The organism is Sphingomonas rhamnosi (assembly GCF_036663615.1).
GTDB lineage: Bacteria > Pseudomonadota > Alphaproteobacteria > Sphingomonadales > Sphingomonadaceae > Sphingomonas.
On record NZ_JAXOJJ010000004.1, the window covers coordinates 99163 to 115182 of the forward strand.

Genomic DNA, 16020 nt, shown 5'->3' on the forward strand with positions numbered 1-16020 from the left:
CATTCAACGTGTATAGTCACGATACCATTCGACGAACTTCGGGATCCCGGTATCGATCGCCGTCGTCGGGGTGAAACCCAGATCCCGCTGGATCGCCGAGATATCGGCATAGGTCGCGGGCACGTCGCCATCCTGCATCGGCTGATAGTCGCGGATCGCCTCGCGCCCACATGCGGCTTCGAGCACGTCGATCATCCGCCCGAGCTCCTCCGAGCGGTGGTTGCCAATGTTGTAGATCGTGTGCGGGGCGACACTGCCACCCGCCTTCGCCGCGCCGTCGTCGGCGGGCGGATGATCGAGCGCGGCGACCACGCCGGCGACGATGTCGTCGATATAGGTGAAGTCGCGCTGCATCCGGCCGTGGTTGAAGACCTTGATCGGCCGTCCTTCCAGGATCGCCTGGGTGAACAGCCACAGCGCCATGTCGGGCCGCCCCCACGGACCGTAGACGGTGAAGAAGCGCAGGCCGGTCTGCGGCACGCGGTAGAGATGCGCATAGGTCTCGCTCATCAGCTCGTCCGCCTTCTTGGTGGCGGCATAGAGCGAGACGGGGTGATCGGTGCGATCCTCGACGCGGAACGGCAACGTCTCGTTGCCGCCATAGACCGAGGAGGACGACGCATAGACGAGATGCGCTACCCGGCGGGTCCGGGCGAGCTCGAGGATGTTGACGTGCCCGACCAAGTTCGACTGCACATAGGCGCGCGGATTGTCGATCGAGTAGCGCACCCCGGCCTGGGCGCCGAGATGGACGATGCGGTCGAACGCTTCGCCGTCGGTCGCGGCGTCGAGCGCGGCGTTGTCGGCAAAATCAACGTGGTGGAAGGTAAAGTCGCCGCTCAGCTGCGCGAGCCGGGCACGCTTCAGGCTCACGGGATAATAGTCGTTGAGGTTGTCGATCCCGACGACGCGTTCCCCGCGTGCCAGAAGAACCCCCGCGACGTGCATGCCGATGAACCCGGCAACTCCGGTAACCAGGACGGTCATGGTGTCACGCTCTCCTCAGATCGCGGTGCCCCCGCCGCGGTGACGGGGCGGGGGCCGTTCGCGGTTGTCTCCAGCGTCGAATCGCCGCCGAGTACGCGGTACAATGTCACGCGGTTCTGCCCGCCGACCAGCTGAGTCGCCACCAAATTGCGCTGCGCGGTGTAGAGCTGGCGTTGCGCGTCGAGGCTGGTGAGGAAGGTGTCGATCCCGCCGCGGTACCGCGCATCGGTCAGGCGGAAGGTATCCGCTGCGGCGGCGGCGAAGTTGCGGTTGGCCTGCAGCTGGTCGGCGAGCGTCCCCTGGCGGGCGAGCGCGTCGGACGTCTCCTGGAACGCCACCTGGATCGACCGTTCGTAGCTGGCGAGCGCGACGTCGCGCTGCGCCCGCGAATATTGGACGCCCGCTACGCCTGCGCCGGCGCGGAAGATTGGGACGCTGATCGAGGGCGCGACCGAATAGTTGAACGCGCCGCCGGTGAACAGCGACGACAGCGCGGTGCTGGCGAACCCCAGTAGCCCGGTCAGCGAAACACGCGGGAACAGCTCGGCGCGCGCTGCGCCGATTTCGGCATTGGCGGCGCGCAGCTCGTATTCCGCCTGGACCACGTCGGGGCGACGCAGCAGGATCCCACTGTCGAGCCCGGCGGGCAACGTGGCGAGCGTCGGCAGCGCCTGATCGATCGACGCGGGCAGAAGTGCGGGATCGATCGGCGCGCCGACCAGCAGCTGCAGCGCGTTGACGTCCTGCGCGAGCGCTGTCCGCTGTTCCGCCAGGTCGGACTGCGCGGTGTACAGGACTTGTTCGGCCTGGCGCAGGTCGGTGCGCGGCGCGATCCCGCCGCGCAACCGCGCGGTGGTCAGCGTGACGCTGCGTTGCGCGCTGGCGGCGGTATCCTGCGCGATCTTCAGCAGGCTCTGGTCCGCGGCATAGCTCAGCCAGGCGTTGGCGATGTCGCCGACCAGAGTCAGCCGCGTCGCGCGCGCCGCCGCCTCGGTCGCGAAATAGCGGTCGAGCGCGGCGCCGGTCAGCGATCGGATGCGCCCGAACAGGTCGAGTTCGAACGCGGTGGAGCCGAGATCGACCGAGAAGGAGCTGTTCGAGCCCGAGGTGCTGACCACCGATCCGGTGCCGCCGGTGCCGGTTCCGCCCGTTCCGGTGCCGCTACCCGTTCCCCCCGTACCCGTACCGCCCGTCCCGGTGCCCGTACCGCCGGTACCAGTACCGCCATTGCCGTTACTGCCGCTGATCGCGGTGCTGCGCGCGCCGTTGCCGCCGCCCGAATAGGAATAGCGGCCGCTGGCATCCACCTGCGGCAACAGGTCGGCGCGCTGGATACGGTATTGCGCGCGCGCCGAGGCTATGTTCGCCGCGGCGACGCGCAGGTCGCGGTTGTTCGCGAGCGCCTGGACGATCAGCGACTGCAGGCGCGGGTCCCGGAAGATGTCGCGATAGGTAATTGCGGGCAGCGCTGCTTCGGACTGCCGTAGATACGCATCGCCGACCGGCCAGGACGGCGGCACCGGGAGTTCGGTACGCGCATATTTGGGCGCGAGCGAACAGCCGGCCAGCGCGGTCGTTGCGATCAACAGGGGAAGAAAACGCATCATGCTGGCTCCGGCTTCGGGGGCCCCATGGGCGGATCGTCATTCCTGTGGCCACCGCCCTGATGGCCGGTCGGTCGGCCGCGCAACTTGGCGATGCCATCGCGCGCGCCGCGGCGGACGAGCACGAAGAACAACGGGATATAGAAGATCGCGAGCAGAGTTGCGGTCAGCATGCCGCCAATCACCGCGGTGCCGATCGCGATTCGGCTGTTGGCGCCGGCGCCGGTCGAGATCGCGAGCGGCAGCACGCCGAGGATAAACGCGAACGACGTCATCAGAATCGGGCGAAGGCGAATCTTCGCCGCCGACAATGCCGCATCCATCACGCTTGCGCCCTTCTTCTCCTCCTGCTCGGCGAACTCGATCATCAGGATCGCGTTCTTGGCGGCGAGCCCCATCGTCGTGAGCAGACCGATCTGCAGATACACGTCGTTGATCAGCCCGCGCAGCGTGACCGCGAGGATCGCGCCCACCAAGCCGAGCGGGATGACGAGCATCACCGCGATCGGGATCGTCCAGCTCTCATAGAGCGCGGCGAGGCACAGGAACACGACGAGCAACGAAAGCCCGTAGAGGAACGGCGCCTGGCCCGAGGACAGGCGTTCCTGATACGACAGCCCCGCCCAAGCGACCGAGGTACCGGAGATTTCCCCGGCGAGTTGCGCGATCCGCTCCATCGCGTCGCCCGAACTCTTGCCCGGTGCCGCTGAGCCCTGGATCTCGTAGGATGCGATGCCATTGAAGCGCGACAGCGTCGTCGGTGCCTGGCTCCAGCTGGTCGTCGCGAACGACGAGAACGGCGCCATCTGGCCGTTGCTGCCGCGTACGAACCACTGGCTGAGATCGGACGGCTCGGCGCGGTACGGTCCATCGCCCTGGACATAGACGCGCTTCACACGCCCGCGATCGATGAAGTCGTTGACGTAATTGCCACCCCAGGCGGTCGACAGGGTCGCGTTGACGTTCGCCTGGCTCAGCCCGAGTGCGGCGAGCTTCTGCTGGTCGATATCGACCTTCAACGTCGCGACATCGGGCAGCTCGGTCAGGCGGATCGACGCAAGCGAGGGGTCCGCGCGTGCGGCCGCCAGCAGCTTGTCGCGCGCTGCCGCGAATTCGGTGGCGGACAGACCACCCGAATTCTGGAACTCCATCGTGAAGCCGTTCGACTGGCCCAGCCCGCGCACCGCCGGCGGCACGAGGGAATAGACCTGCGCATCGCGGAACCCGCGGAACGCCGCGGAAGCGCGGCCGGTGATCGCTTCGGCGGTGTTGTCCTTGCCCTTGCGGTCGTCCCACGGCGCGAACGAGACGAAGCCCTGGCCGGTGTTCTGGCCGCTGGCACCGCCGCCGCCGCCGCCCGACACGGTGAACATCGTGCCGACGTTCTTGCCCTCATTCTCGAAGTAATAGTTCTCGATCTGCTTCTGCAGCGCAAAGGTACGGCCTTGCGTCGCGCCCGCGGGCAGCTGGAACTGGACGATGCCGGCGCCTTGGTCCTCGGTCGGCAGGAAGCCGGTCGGCAGGCGCAGGAACAGCACCGCCAGCAGCGCGACGACGCTGGCATAGATCAGCAGGAACAGCCACCGCCGCGCGACGACGGCCTTTACTGCGCCGGTGTATTTCACCACGCCGCGGTCGAAGGTGGTGTTGAACTTGTCGCCTGCGCGGCTGAAAAAGTGGGACGTCTTCGGGAAGGTGCGCTGACCCCAGCTTCGCTCGGGATCGCCGTTCGCATCGGTCTTCTTTTGCTTCAGCAGAGTCGCGGTCAGGGCTGGGCTGAGGATCAGCGCTACCGCGACCGACAGCATCATCGCTGCGACCATCGTGATCGAGAACTGGCGATAGATGACGCCGGTGGAACCGCCGAAGAACGCCATCGGCAGGAACACCGCCGACAGCACTAGCGCGATCGCGATCAACGCGACGGTAATCTCGTCCATAGACTTGACGGTCGCATCGCGCGGCGAAAGGTCGGGATCCTCCTCCATCAGCCGCTCGACATTCTCGACGACGACGATCGCGTCGTCGACCAGCAGGCCGATCGCGAGCACTAGCCCGAACAGCGTCAGCGTGTTGATCGAAAAGCCGGCGAGATAGAAGATGCCAAGCGTACCGAGCAGCACCACGGGCACCGCGATCGCCGGAATAAGGGTCGCGCGCCAGCTCTGCAGGAACACGAACATGACGATGACGACGAGGATGATCGCCTCGATCAGCGTCTTGACGACTTCCTCGATCGACAGCTTGATGAAGTCGGTGGTGTCGTTGGCGTACGCGTATTTCAGACCAGGCGGGAAGCTCTTGGCTTCCTCGGCGATGTACGCCTTGACGAGTTCCGCGGTCTTGAGCGCGTCGGCCCCGGGCGCCAGCAGGACGGCGATGCCCGCGCCCGGATGGCGGTTGACACGACTGCGCGCGTTATAGTTTTCGGCGCCAAGTTCGATCCGTGCGACGTCTTTCAGCGTGACGGTGGCGCCGTCGGACTGCGTCTTGAGGATGATGTTGGCGAACTGCTCGGGCGTCTGCAGCCGCGACTGTGCGGTGACGGTCGCATTCAGCATCTGCGTATCGGGCTGAGGCTGGCCGCCGAGTTCGCCGGCCGCGACTTCGGTGTTTTGCTGCTGGATCGCGGTGATGACGTCGCTGGGGATCAGCTGTACCGCGGCAAGCTTGTTCGGGTTGAGCCAGATCCGCATCGCATATTGCGCGCCGAACACGTTGCTGTCACCGATTCCGGGGATGCGCCCGAGCGGGTCCTGCAGATTCGAGACCAGATAGTCCGAGACGTCCTGGTTGGTCATCTTGTCGGTCTCGTCATAGACGCCGACGATAAGCAGATTGTCCGGATTGGACTTGCGGACGACCAGACCCTGTTGCTGGACCTGGCTGGGCAGACGCGACAGCGATTGCTGGACCTGGTTCTGGACCTGGACCTGCGCGATGTCGGGGTCGGTGCCCTTGGCGAAGGTGACGGTGATCGTCACCGATCCGCGCGAGCTGGACGAGGAGCTGAAATAGAGCAGCCCGTCGATACCGGTCAGCGACTGTTCGATGACCTGCGTGACGCTGTTCTGGATCGTCTGCGCATTGGCCCCGGGGAAGCTGGCGCGCACCGAGACCTGCGGCGGGGCGACGTCAGGATATTGCGCGATCGGCAGACCCATGATCGCGCCGACGCCGCCGAGCATTACGATGATTGCGAGCACCCAGGCGAAGATCGGGCGATCGATGAAGATTCTGGATAGCATCTGCGGTCAGCCGCCCTTGCTCTGCGCGCCGGACCTGCCGGACTTCTCCTGCTCCTCCTTCGATGGCGGTTTGATCACCTGCGCGGAATTGGCCGGTACGGGCTTGACGCTCTGGTTTGGCACGATCTTCGACAAGCCCTGCGTGACGATGCGGTCCCCGGCGTTCAGCCCGCCGGTCACGACCCAGAACGCACCCTCGGTGCGATCGGCCTTGACCGTCTTCTGTACGGCCTTGTTCGCTGCGTCGACGACATAGACCGTGGCATTGCCCTTCGGGTCGCGCGCGACCGCGGCCTGCGGCACCAGGAAGGCGTTGGTGTTGATGGCCTGCGAGAACCGCGCGCGCACGAACATGCCGGGCAGCAACAGCCCCTGCGGATTGGGGAAGCGCGCCCGCACCGTCACCGTGCCGGTCTCGACATTGACCAGTGCTTCGGAAAACTCGACCGTGCCGGTCAGGCCGTAATCGCTGCCGTCTTCCAGCGCGAGACGCACCTCGGCGCGGGTCGCGACGATGCCGTCCTTGCCGAGCGACCGGCGCAACGCGAGCATGTCGGCAGCGGACTGCTGAATGTCGACGAACATCGGATCGAGCCGCTGGATCTGCGCGAGCGGATCGGTCTGGGTGGCCGACACGAGCGCGCCAACGGTGAACAGCGAGCGGCCGATGCGACCGCTGATTGGTGCGGGGACGGTGGTAAACTTCAGGTTGATCCGCGCGGTTTCCAGCGCGGCACGGGTCTGTGCGACCGATGCGGTGGCCTGGCGCGATGCGGCGATCGCGTTGGTATATTCCTGCTTGCTGATCGCCTCCATGTCCGCGAGCGGCTTGTAGCGGGCGGCCAGCACGCCTTGGGCCTGGGCGTTGGCCTGCGCGCTCTGCAGATTGGCCTGCGCCTCGTTGGTCGCGGCGCGGTACAGCCGCGGATCGATTTCGTAGAGCGGCTGCCCGCGCTTTACCAGCGTGCCCTCGGTGAAGAAGCGGCGGCGGATGATCCCGGTCACCTGCGGTCGCACGTCGGAACTTTCGAACGCGGTGGTCCGGCCGCTGAGTTCGGTCGGCACCGCAACGCTGGTCCGCTGGACGACGACAAAGCCCACGGTCGGCGTGCCCTGGCCCGGTGCGCTTGCGCCCTTGCCCTTGCCTTGCGACTGGTCTCCGCCGCCGGAGCAGCCCGCGAGCGCAATCGCGATGAGGGTTAAGGCGGTTCCTGTCGAGGCGGACGGCCTCGCGAAAAGTCTTGCTGTCAAATCTGGTTCCGCTCGCGATCGGGGATGGGGCGCCCTAATCAGGAAATGTACCAGAAGTGTGTCCGTTGCACAGCACACGCAAAAAAGCGGTGTGCGTTGGGTGTCCGTCATCCCGGGATCCAGGGTGACGGACGCTGCGTTTGTGGTCCTGTAGCCTGGGACAAGCCCGGGATGACGTGCGGGTGGGCTGATGATCGATAGCGACAAGAGGGCGGCGGCGCTGGCCGCGGTGATCGAGGTGCAGGACGGCATGCTCGTCGGCCTTGGCACCGGATCGACCGCGGCGTTTGCGATCGCCGCGCTCGGCGAGCGGGTCGCGCAGGGACTCGCGATCCGCGCGGTGGCGACATCGGCGGCCAGCGAGCGGTTGGCGCGCGACGTCGGAATTCCGGTTATCAACTTCGCCGAGGTCGGCCAGGTCGACCTGACGATCGACGGCGCCGACGAGATCGATGACCACTTGTTCGCGATCAAGGGGGCAGGGGGCGCGATGCTGCGCGAGAAGATCGTCGGCGCAAGTTCGGCACGGATGATCGTGATCGGCGACGGTTCCAAGCGGGTCGCGCGGATCGGCGCGGCGAAGGTCCCGGTAGAAGTCCTGCCGTTCGCCCAAACATATGTAATGCAAAGGCTTGCCGAGATCGGGGGCAATCCGGTCGTCCGGCCAGACTATCGCACCGACCAGCAAAACCTCGTCGTCGACTGTCGTTTCGCGCTGCTTGACGATCCGCGGGCACTGGGAATCGCGCTTGCGGCGATCCCTGGTGTGCTCGGGCACGGGCTTTTCCTCGACGAGGTCGACGCCGCCTATATTGCAGACAACGGACTTGTTACGCGGCTGGAACGCCGCGACGCATCCGCCTAAGGGTTCGGCAACGTGGCAACCCAATCGAACGCGCGGCGTTCGGTACAGTCTAGAGCGAGGCTTTTTGCATGACCGATACCCGAACCGCCGCTGCCCCCACGGCGGACCCGAAGCTGCACGAGGACGGCTCGATCGAGCGGCTGACCATCGACACGATCCGCACTTTGTCGATGGACGCGGTGCAGAAGGCGAATTCGGGCCACCCCGGAACGCCGATGGCGCTGGCGCCGGTCGGCTACACGATCTGGTCGCAGTTCCTGCGGTACGATCCCGCGCACGCCGACTGGCCCAATCGCGACCGCTTCGTGCTGTCGGTCGGTCATGCATCGATGCTGCTCTATTCGCTGATCCACTTGGCGGGCATCGAAGAGATCGGCGCGGACGGCGAGAAGAGCGGCAACGAGGCGGTCAGCCTCGAGGATATCCGCCAGTTCCGCCAACTGTCGTCGCGGACCCCGGGCCACCCCGAATATCGCCATACCACGGGCGTCGAGACGACCACCGGGCCGCTCGGCGCGGGGTGCAGCAACTCGGTCGGCATGGCGATCGCCGAGCGTTGGCTCGCCGCGCGCTACAACCGCGACGGCTTCCCGCTGTTCGACCATGACGTCTACACCGTGTGCGGTGACGGTGACATGATGGAAGGCGTCGCCGCCGAGGCTGCGAGCCTGGCCGGGCATCTGAAGCTCAGCAATTTGTGCTGGATCTACGACAGCAACCACATCTCTATCGAGGGCGATACCGATCTCGCTTTCGACGAGGATGTCGGCCTGCGCTTCCAGGCTTATGGCTGGAACGTCATCCATATTGACGATGCCAATGACGTGAAGGCGCTGGCGGCGGCGATCCAGACGTTCAAGGCCACCGCCGACAAGCCGACCTTCATCGTCGTGCATTCGGTGATCGGCTATGGCAGCCCCAAGGCGGGCAGCGAGAAGGCGCACGGCGAACCGCTCGGTGAAGAGAATATCCGCCTGACGAAGAAGGCCTATGGCTGGCCGGAGGACAAATCGTTCTACGTGCCCGACGGCGTCGTCGAGCATTTCCACGGCACGATCGCGGATCGCGGCGCGAAGTTGCGCGACGCATGGGTCGCGATGACTGATCAGTATCGCACCGACTATCCCGAGATGGCGGCCGAACTCGACCTGCTGCTCAAGGACGAGCTGCCCGAGGGCTGGGACGCCGACATTCCGGTGTTCGAGGCCGATGCCAAGGGTCTCGCGAGCCGCGATTCGGGCGGCAAGGTGCTCAACGCGATTGCGGGACGCGTGCCGTGGCTGATCGGGGGCTCGGCTGATCTGGCGCCGTCGACCAAGACCGACATCAAGGGCAAGCCCTCGTTCGAGGCGAACAACTACGCCGGCCAGAACTTCCACTTCGGCGTGCGCGAGCACGGCATGGGCGGCGTCGTGAACGGCATGGCGCTGTCGCACCTGCGATCCTACGGCTCCACCTTCCTGGTGTTCTCCGATTACATGCGCGCGCCGATCCGGCTCTCGGCGATCATGGAGATCGGCGCGATCTGGGTGTTCACGCATGATTCGATCGGCGTCGGCGAGGACGGCCCGACGCATCAGCCGATCGAGCATCTGGCGACGCTGCGCGCAATCCCGGGGCTCGACACGATCCGGCCCGGCGACGCTAACGAAGTCGCCGCGGCCTACAAGGCGGTGATGCAGGATGCGAGCACGCCGACCGCCTTGGTGCTGTCGCGCCAGGCGCTGCCGACGCTCGATCGCACTAAATATGCGAGCGCGGATGGTGTCGCGAAGGGTGGCTATGTGCTGGCCGATTGTGACGGCACGCCCGACGTGATCCTGATCGCGACCGGATCCGAACTCTCGCTTGTCGTCGACGCGCACGAAAAGCTGATCGCCGACGGCGTCAAGAGCCGCGTCGTGTCGATGCCGAGCTGGTATCGCTACGAACTGCAGGATCTGGACTACAAGGAAAGCGTGCTGCCCAAGGCGGTGTCCGCGCGTGTCGCGGTCGAGATGGCGGGTGAGATCGGTTGGGCGCGCTATGTGGGTCTGTCGGGCCGCGTGATCGCGATGACGACGTTCGGCGCGTCTGCGCCGCTGGCGAAACTCGCCGACAAATACGGGTTCACCGTCGACAATGTCGTCAAGGTCGCCCGCGAAACGATGGAGACCAAGTGATGGGTGCGCTCAACCAGCTCGAAGGCTTCGGCCAGGCCGTCTGGCTCGATTTCGTCGACCGCAAGTTTCTGGAGGCCGGCGGCCTGCAGAAGCTGGTCGATGCGGACGGCCTGACCGGCGTGACGTCGAACCCGTCGATCTTCGAAAAGGCGATGGGCCACGGCGACGCGTATGACGGCACGCTCGCGGCGTACGACAAGGAGCATCCCGGCGCCGCCACGATCGACCGCTACGAGCACCTCGCGATCCAGGACATCAAGGCCGCGGCGGAGACGCTGAAGCCGGTGTACGACCGGCTCGACGCGAAGGACGGCTATGTCAGCCTCGAAGTGTCGCCGTACATCTCGGACGACACCGACGCGACGATCGCCGAGGCGCAGAAGCTGTGGAAGATGGTCGACCGCCCGAACCTGATGATCAAGATCCCGGGGACCCTCGCGGGTGCGCCGGCGATTTCGGCGACGATCGCCGCAGGAATCAACGTCAACGTCACGCTTTTGTTCGCGCTCGACGCGTATATTCGCGTCGCCGAGGCTTATGCGACCGGGCTCGAGGAGCGGGTGAAGCACGGCCAGCCGATCGACAAGATCGCGAGCGTCGCCAGCTTCTTCGTCAGCCGCATCGATGCGACGATGGACAAGGAAATCGATGCGCGTGTCGAGAAGGGCGATGCCGAGGCCGAAGCGCTGAAGGCGATCCGCGGCAAGGTCGCGATCGCCAACGCCAAACTGGCGTATCAATGGTATCTCGATTTCCTGAAGTCGGATCGCTGGCAGGCGCTGGCCGCCAAGGGCGCGCAGCCACAGCGGTTGTTGTGGGCGTCGACCGGGGTCAAGGATCCGGCCTATCCTGACACGCTCTACATCGACACGCTGATCGGCAAGGACACGGTCAACACTATGCCGCCGAAGACGATGGACGCATTCCGCGATCACGGCACTGCGGCGGAGACCATCACTGCCGATGTCGAGCAGGCCAAGCACGTGCTCGCAGAAGCCGACCGGCTGGGTCTCGACCTCAACGGGGTCACCGGCAAGCTGGTACAGGAGGGTGTCGCGTCGTTCGTGAAGGCGTTCGACGACCTGCTCGGGTCGATCGCGAAGAAGCAGCCCGCCGGGGCCTGATCTCCGCCGTCATGCCGGACCTGTTCCGGCATCCACTGTTCCGCGAACCCGATGGCTTGGGGTGTGCGGCACGGTGGACCCCGGAACAAGTCCGGGGTGACGCGCTTTGCTTGGTACGACAATCACGAAGGATCCCGCATGAAGATCGGACTGATCGGCCTCGGCCGCATGGGCGGCAATATCGCCCGCCGCCTGATGAAGAACGGCCACGAAGTCGTCGCCTTCGACCGCAACGTGCCCACTGTGGAAGCCCTCGCCGCCGACGGCGCGATCGGCGCGTCGTCGCTCGACGACATGCGCGGCAAGCTCGCGTCGCCGGCGATCTGGTGGGTGATGCTCCCCGCCGGCGGCCCGACCGAGGATACGATCGCGACGATCGCGGAAAAGGCGAACGCAGGCGACATCGTCATCGACGGCGGCAATACCTTCTACAAGGACGACATCCGCCGCGCGAAGACGCTCTCGGACAAGGGCATCCACTATGTCGACGTGGGCACGTCGGGCGGCGTCTGGGGCCTCGAGCGCGGCTATTGCATGATGATCGGCGGCGACAAGGACACCGTCGACCTGCTCGACCCGATCTTCGACGCCCTCGCGCCGGGTATGGGCACGATCGTCCGGACTCCGGGCCGTGAAGAAGCCCATGAGGATCCGCGCGCGGAGAAGGGCTATATCCATGCCGGTCCGGCGGGTGCGGGGCACTTCGTCAAGATGGTGCACAACGGCATCGAATACGGCCTGATGCAGGCCTATGCCGAGGGCTTCGACATCCTGAAGGGCAAGTCGTCCGAGAAGCTTCCCGAGGATCAGCGGTTCGATCTCAACATGGCCGACATCGCCGAAGTATGGCGCCGCGGCAGTGTGATTTCGTCCTGGCTGCTCGATCTGACCGCGATCGGCCTCGCCAAGGACCAGAATCTCGAACAGTTCACCGGCAGCGTCGCGGATTCGGGCGAAGGCCAGTGGACGATCGACGCCGCGATGGAGGAGAAGGTCCCCGCCAACGTGCTGACCGCCGCTCTCTACGCGCGCTATCGCAGCCGGGTGGACCACACGTTCGGGGACAAATTGCTGTCGGCGATGCGCTTCGGCTTTGGCGGGCATGTGGAGATCCCGCAGTGAGCATCCGCCTGCTCGTGTCCGATGTCGACGGCACGCTGGTCGACAAGCAGAAGCAGGTCGCGCCGGCGACGGTCGACGCGGTCGCACGGCTGAAGGCGGCCGGCATCGGCTTCACGATCATCAGCGCCCGCCCGCGTTCGGGGATGATGCCGATCGCCGATCTCCTCGGCATCGACGAACCGATGGGCGCGTTTAACGGCGGCATCGTCTTCAAGCGCGACGGGACCGTGATCGAGCACCACATGATCGACGAGACCGTCGCGCGCGGGGCGATGGCGATCATCGGCGATGCACCCGTCGACACCTGGGTGTTCGCGGACGACATCTGGTACGCCAGCACCGACCAGGGCGGGCATGTCGGCAGCGAGCGAAAGGCCTCCGCGCAGGATCCGGTCATCATCGCCGACTTCGGCGAGATGATGGCGCGCGCCGACAAGATCACCTTCGTCAGCGATGACGAGCCGCTGTTGCGCGATCTGCACGCCAAGGTTGCGGCGCAGTTCGGCGAGCAGGCGACGATCGTCCAGAGCCAGACCTATTATCTCGACATCACGCCGCTCGCGGGCAACAAGGGCACCGGCATAGGCGAACTGGCCGACGCGTTCGGCGTGCCGCTTGCGCAGACCGCGGCGATCGGTGACCAGGCCAACGACATTTCGATGCTGAAGCGCGCCGGCCTGTCGATCGCGATGGGCAACGCGCCTGAGGCGGTTCGCGCGGTGTCGCACGAACTGACGTCGGCGAACGACGCCGACGGTGTTGCACGCGCGATCGATACATTCATCCTTGGAGTTCCCGCATGAAAGAACTGGTTGCCTTCGACCTCGACGGAACGCTGGCCGAGAGCAAGCAGGCGCTGCTGGAGCCGATGGGCGAAGCGCTCGCCGATCTGCTCGAGGTCGCGCATGTCGCGGTGATCTCGGGCGGCGACTGGCCGCAGTTCGAAAAGCAGGTCGCCAGCCGCCTGCCCGAGCGCGCTGACCGCACCAAATTGTGGCTGATGCCGACGACCGGCACCAAGCTCTATCGCTATGACGGCGAATGGCGGGTGGTCTATGCCGAGCTGTTCGAGGACGACGAGAAGCACAAGATCCTCGAAGCGTTCGACGCGTCGCTCCATGCGACCGGCTTCGTCCCCGAGCAGACCTGGGGCGAGCGGATCGAGGATCGCGGCAGCCAGATCACCTTCTCCGCGCTCGGCCAGCAGGCGCCGATCGATGCCAAGGAGCACTGGGACCCCGATTTCGCCAAGCGCAAGGTGATCCAGGCCGACCTGCGCCGGCGGCTGCCGGGCCTGTCGATCAACATGGGCGGCGCGACCTCGATCGACATCACGCGTGAAGGTGTCGACAAGGCGTATGGCTTGAAGAAGCTGAGCGAGACGAGCGGGATCGCGCTCGAGGCTATGATGTTCATCGGCGACGCGATCTTCCCGGGCGGCAACGATTATCCGGCTGAGCAACTCGGGCTCGACGTCGTCAAGGTCAAGAACCCCGAGGGCACGCTAGCCGCGATCGCCGGCATCGTCGCATGCTTGAAATAGCATGAGCGTCGCGTTCCGCCGCGACAGCGACGAAGAGCATCTCGAACCCAAATTCGAGATGCCAATCGCGCCGGGGCCCAATCTGGTGACTCCGCGCGGACTTGCGCTGATCGGCGAGCGGGTCGAGGCGATCGAGGCTGCGATCGAGGTCGAGACCGACCCGGTCGCGCTCGAGGTGCTGAAGCGCGACCTGCGCTATTGGCATACCCGGCAGACGACGGCCGAACTGGCGGATGCGCCCGAGGCGGGCGAGGTCGGGATCGGATCCACGGTTCGTGTTCGGATGAATGGCGCGGAGCGGACGATCGCCATCGTTGGCGGTGACGAGGCCGAGCCCGGCGCGGACCGCCTGGCATTCTCCGCGCCGCTCGCCCGCGCGCTGATCGGGGCGATGGTCGGCGAACGCGTCGCGTTCAATGGTCGCGACGACGCGATCGAAATCCTGGAAATCCGCTGATGGCTGCCGAGAAGTTCGAACGCCATCGCCAGCCCTGGACGCAGGACGAGATCCAGAAGCTGCACACGCTGGCGAAGAAGGGTATGGCGCTGAAGGCGATCGCCAAGGCGATGACGCGCAGCGAGGAATCCGTGAAGGACCGAGCCAAGGCGGACGGGCTGAACATCGCGAAGTTGCGCTGACGGTAGGCAGAGCGGAACCCCCATCCCCCGTCATCCTGACGAAAGTCAGGATCCAGAGCCAAGCAGCGCAGCGCCCGTAATCCTGGATCCTGACTTTCGTCAGGATGACGGAAGGGGTTAATGCTCCCCCCACCCCGGCGGAGGCCGGGGCCCAATTGGGAAGGCGGCCTTAACGAAGCGCAGTCCCCCGTCCCAAGCGTTCCCCAATTGGGCCCCGGCCTTCGCCGGGGAGAGGTATGCGTGTAAGGCCCCGCATTCCCGATCGGTCCGGGGTGACGGAGTGTGTGACGTGACTGTGCCTACCTACGACGCGATCATCCTCGGCGCAGGCGCCGCCGGCCTCATGTGCGCCGCCGTCGCCGGCCAGCGTGGGCGCCGCATCCTCCTCGTCGATCACGCCGACGAACCGGGCAAGAAGATCGTCATCTCCGGCGGCGGTCGGTGCAACTTCACCAACCTGCACACCGCCGCAGACCGGTACCTCTCCGCCAACCCGCATTTCGCCAAATCCGCGCTCGGCCGCTACACCGCCGAGGATTTCCTCGCGCTCGTCGAGTCCTACGGCATCGCTTGGCACGAGAAGGCGCTCGGCCAGCTCTTCTGCGACGGTTTCGCGAAGCAGATCGTCGCCATGCTGCTCAACGAATGCGCGAAGGGCAGGGTGGACTGGTCGCTCGGCCGTGCGGTGACCGGCGTAACGCATGACGGCGACGACTACCGCGTCTCGATAGACGGCCGCGACGTAACCGCGCCGGCGCTGGTGATCGCGACCGGTGGGCCGTCGATCCCGAAGATGGGTGCGACCGGTTTCGCCTATGATCTCGCGCGTCAGTTCGGGTTGAAGGTGGTGGAGCCGCGCCCGGCGCTGGTGCCGCTGACGCTCGGCGGCGACGAGATCCTGTTCCGCGAATTGTCCGGCGTCGCCGCCGATGTTGTCGCGTCATGCGGCAAGACCGCGTTTCGCGAAGCCGCGCTGTTCACGCATCGCGGGTTGTCGGGGCCGGCGATCCTGCAGGTGTCGTCCTTTTGGCGCCACGGCCAGCCAGTGGCGATCGACTTCCTGCCGGACCGCGACGCCGGCTGGCTGCAGTCCGCCAAGCGCAGGACTCCGCGTGCCACCGTCCGCAAGACGCTCGCCGGGGCTTTGCCCGACCGTCTGGCGGAGACATTGACCGAACGCCTCGGCCTGACCGGCGAATTATCCGCGCAGACCGACAAGAAGCTCGCCGAGGCCGAACGCGAGCTAAGTCATTGGCAATTTACGCCAAATGGTTCGGAAGGCTATGCCAAGGCCGAGGTCACGGCAGGCGGAATCAGCACCGCGGAACTTTCTTCGCAAACAATGCAAGCCAAACGTGCAAAAAACCTGTATGCGATCGGCGAAGCGGTCGATGTCACGGGTTGGCTCGGCGGCTACAATTTCCAATGGGCATGGGCGAGCGGGTGGGCCGCGGGTCAGGTCCTGTAGGGACAAT

Annotated in this window: 13 protein-coding genes; 9 read left to right on the forward strand and 4 right to left on the reverse strand. The window is 65.8% G+C overall.

All coding sequences use genetic code 11. The features are described 5' to 3' along the window. Nucleotides 1-3: 3 nt before the first annotated feature. The 4 genes from U1701_RS10055 to U1701_RS10070 are packed head-to-tail and all read right to left on the reverse strand — an operon-like array spanning nucleotide 4 to nucleotide 7090. Nucleotides 4-987, reverse strand: coding sequence for an NAD-dependent epimerase/dehydratase family protein (locus tag U1701_RS10055; RefSeq protein ID WP_332782433.1), 984 nt, complete (start codon nucleotides 985-987; stop codon nucleotides 4-6). Beyond that, nucleotides 984-2591: an efflux transporter outer membrane subunit gene (locus tag U1701_RS10060; protein ID WP_443026029.1), complete on the reverse strand. Its 1608-nt coding sequence runs from the start codon at nucleotides 2589-2591 to the stop codon at nucleotides 984-986. Before U1701_RS10060 ends, U1701_RS10055 begins: the two co-directional genes overlap by 4 nt. Next, the gene (locus tag U1701_RS10065) at nucleotides 2591-5839 is read right to left on the reverse strand and encodes a multidrug efflux RND transporter permease subunit (protein WP_332782435.1); all 3249 of its coding nucleotides are present in this window, start codon (nucleotides 5837-5839) and stop codon (nucleotides 2591-2593) included. The genes U1701_RS10060 and U1701_RS10065 overlap by 1 nt, the downstream gene beginning before the upstream one ends. Before the next feature lie 6 nt (nucleotides 5840-5845). Further along, nucleotides 5846-7090 carry an efflux RND transporter periplasmic adaptor subunit gene (locus U1701_RS10070; RefSeq protein WP_332782436.1) on the reverse strand — a complete coding sequence of 415 codons (1245 nt, stop codon included), beginning with the start codon at nucleotides 7088-7090 and terminating at the stop codon, nucleotides 5846-5848. 190 nt (nucleotides 7091-7280) lie between these two features. Here U1701_RS10070 and rpiA point away from each other — a divergent pair, with 190 nt between their 5' ends. From rpiA to U1701_RS10115, 9 genes are all read left to right on the forward strand, one after another. Beyond that, nucleotides 7281-7955: a ribose-5-phosphate isomerase RpiA gene (rpiA, locus tag U1701_RS10075; RefSeq protein ID WP_332782437.1), complete on the forward strand. Its 675-nt coding sequence runs from the start codon at nucleotides 7281-7283 to the stop codon at nucleotides 7953-7955. A 68-nt stretch (nucleotides 7956-8023) separates the two neighbouring features. Then, on the forward strand, nucleotides 8024-10117 hold the full coding sequence (gene tkt, locus U1701_RS10080; protein WP_332782438.1) for a transketolase: 2094 nt from the start codon (nucleotides 8024-8026) through the stop codon (nucleotides 10115-10117). Next, on the forward strand, nucleotides 10117-11241 hold the full coding sequence (gene tal, locus U1701_RS10085; RefSeq protein ID WP_332782439.1) for a transaldolase: 1125 nt from the start codon (nucleotides 10117-10119) through the stop codon (nucleotides 11239-11241). Before tkt ends, tal begins: the two co-directional genes overlap by 1 nt. 138 nt (nucleotides 11242-11379) lie before the next feature. After that, complete coding sequence (gene gnd, locus U1701_RS10090) at nucleotides 11380-12363, forward strand: phosphogluconate dehydrogenase (NAD(+)-dependent, decarboxylating) (protein WP_332782440.1); 984 nt, start codon at nucleotides 11380-11382, stop codon at nucleotides 12361-12363. Continuing rightward, nucleotides 12360-13166: a Cof-type HAD-IIB family hydrolase gene (locus tag U1701_RS10095; protein WP_332782441.1), complete on the forward strand. Its 807-nt coding sequence runs from the start codon at nucleotides 12360-12362 to the stop codon at nucleotides 13164-13166. The genes gnd and U1701_RS10095 overlap by 4 nt, the downstream gene beginning before the upstream one ends. Continuing rightward, complete coding sequence (locus tag U1701_RS10100; protein WP_332782442.1) at nucleotides 13163-13906, forward strand: HAD-IIB family hydrolase; 744 nt, start codon at nucleotides 13163-13165, stop codon at nucleotides 13904-13906. The genes U1701_RS10095 and U1701_RS10100 overlap by 4 nt, the downstream gene beginning before the upstream one ends. A gap of 1 nt (nucleotide 13907) precedes the next feature. Beyond that, nucleotides 13908-14363, forward strand: a complete 456-nt coding sequence (locus U1701_RS10105) for a GreA/GreB family elongation factor (protein ID WP_332782443.1) — start codon at nucleotides 13908-13910, stop codon at nucleotides 14361-14363. Further along, on the forward strand, nucleotides 14363-14545 hold the full coding sequence (locus U1701_RS10110; RefSeq protein ID WP_147079614.1) for a hypothetical protein: 183 nt from the start codon (nucleotides 14363-14365) through the stop codon (nucleotides 14543-14545). The genes U1701_RS10105 and U1701_RS10110 overlap by 1 nt, the downstream gene beginning before the upstream one ends. 289 nt (nucleotides 14546-14834) lie before the next feature. Beyond that, nucleotides 14835-16013 carry a BaiN/RdsA family NAD(P)/FAD-dependent oxidoreductase gene (locus tag U1701_RS10115; RefSeq protein WP_332782444.1) on the forward strand — a complete coding sequence of 393 codons (1179 nt, stop codon included), beginning with the start codon at nucleotides 14835-14837 and terminating at the stop codon, nucleotides 16011-16013. Nucleotides 16014-16020: the final 7 nt, after the last annotated feature.

Coding starts and splice junctions, on each gene's coding strand:
- U1701_RS10055 (WP_332782433.1), bottom strand. CDS start 987: ATGACCGTCCTGGTTACCGGAGTTGCCGGGTTCATCGGCATGCACGTC.
- U1701_RS10060 (WP_443026029.1), bottom strand. CDS start 2,591: ATGCGTTTTCTTCCCCTGTTGATCGCAACGACCGCGCTGGCCGGCTGT.
- U1701_RS10065 (WP_332782435.1), bottom strand. CDS start 5,839: ATGCTATCCAGAATCTTCATCGATCGCCCGATCTTCGCCTGGGTGCTC.
- rpiA (WP_332782437.1), top strand. CDS start 7,281: ATGATCGATAGCGACAAGAGGGCGGCGGCGCTGGCCGCGGTGATCGAG.
- tkt (WP_332782438.1), top strand. CDS start 8,024: ATGACCGATACCCGAACCGCCGCTGCCCCCACGGCGGACCCGAAGCTG.
- tal (WP_332782439.1), top strand. CDS start 10,117: ATGGGTGCGCTCAACCAGCTCGAAGGCTTCGGCCAGGCCGTCTGGCTC.
- gnd (WP_332782440.1), top strand. CDS start 11,380: ATGAAGATCGGACTGATCGGCCTCGGCCGCATGGGCGGCAATATCGCC.
- U1701_RS10100 (WP_332782442.1), top strand. CDS start 13,163: ATGAAAGAACTGGTTGCCTTCGACCTCGACGGAACGCTGGCCGAGAGC.
- U1701_RS10105 (WP_332782443.1), top strand. CDS start 13,908: ATGAGCGTCGCGTTCCGCCGCGACAGCGACGAAGAGCATCTCGAACCC.
- U1701_RS10110 (WP_147079614.1), top strand. CDS start 14,363: ATGGCTGCCGAGAAGTTCGAACGCCATCGCCAGCCCTGGACGCAGGAC.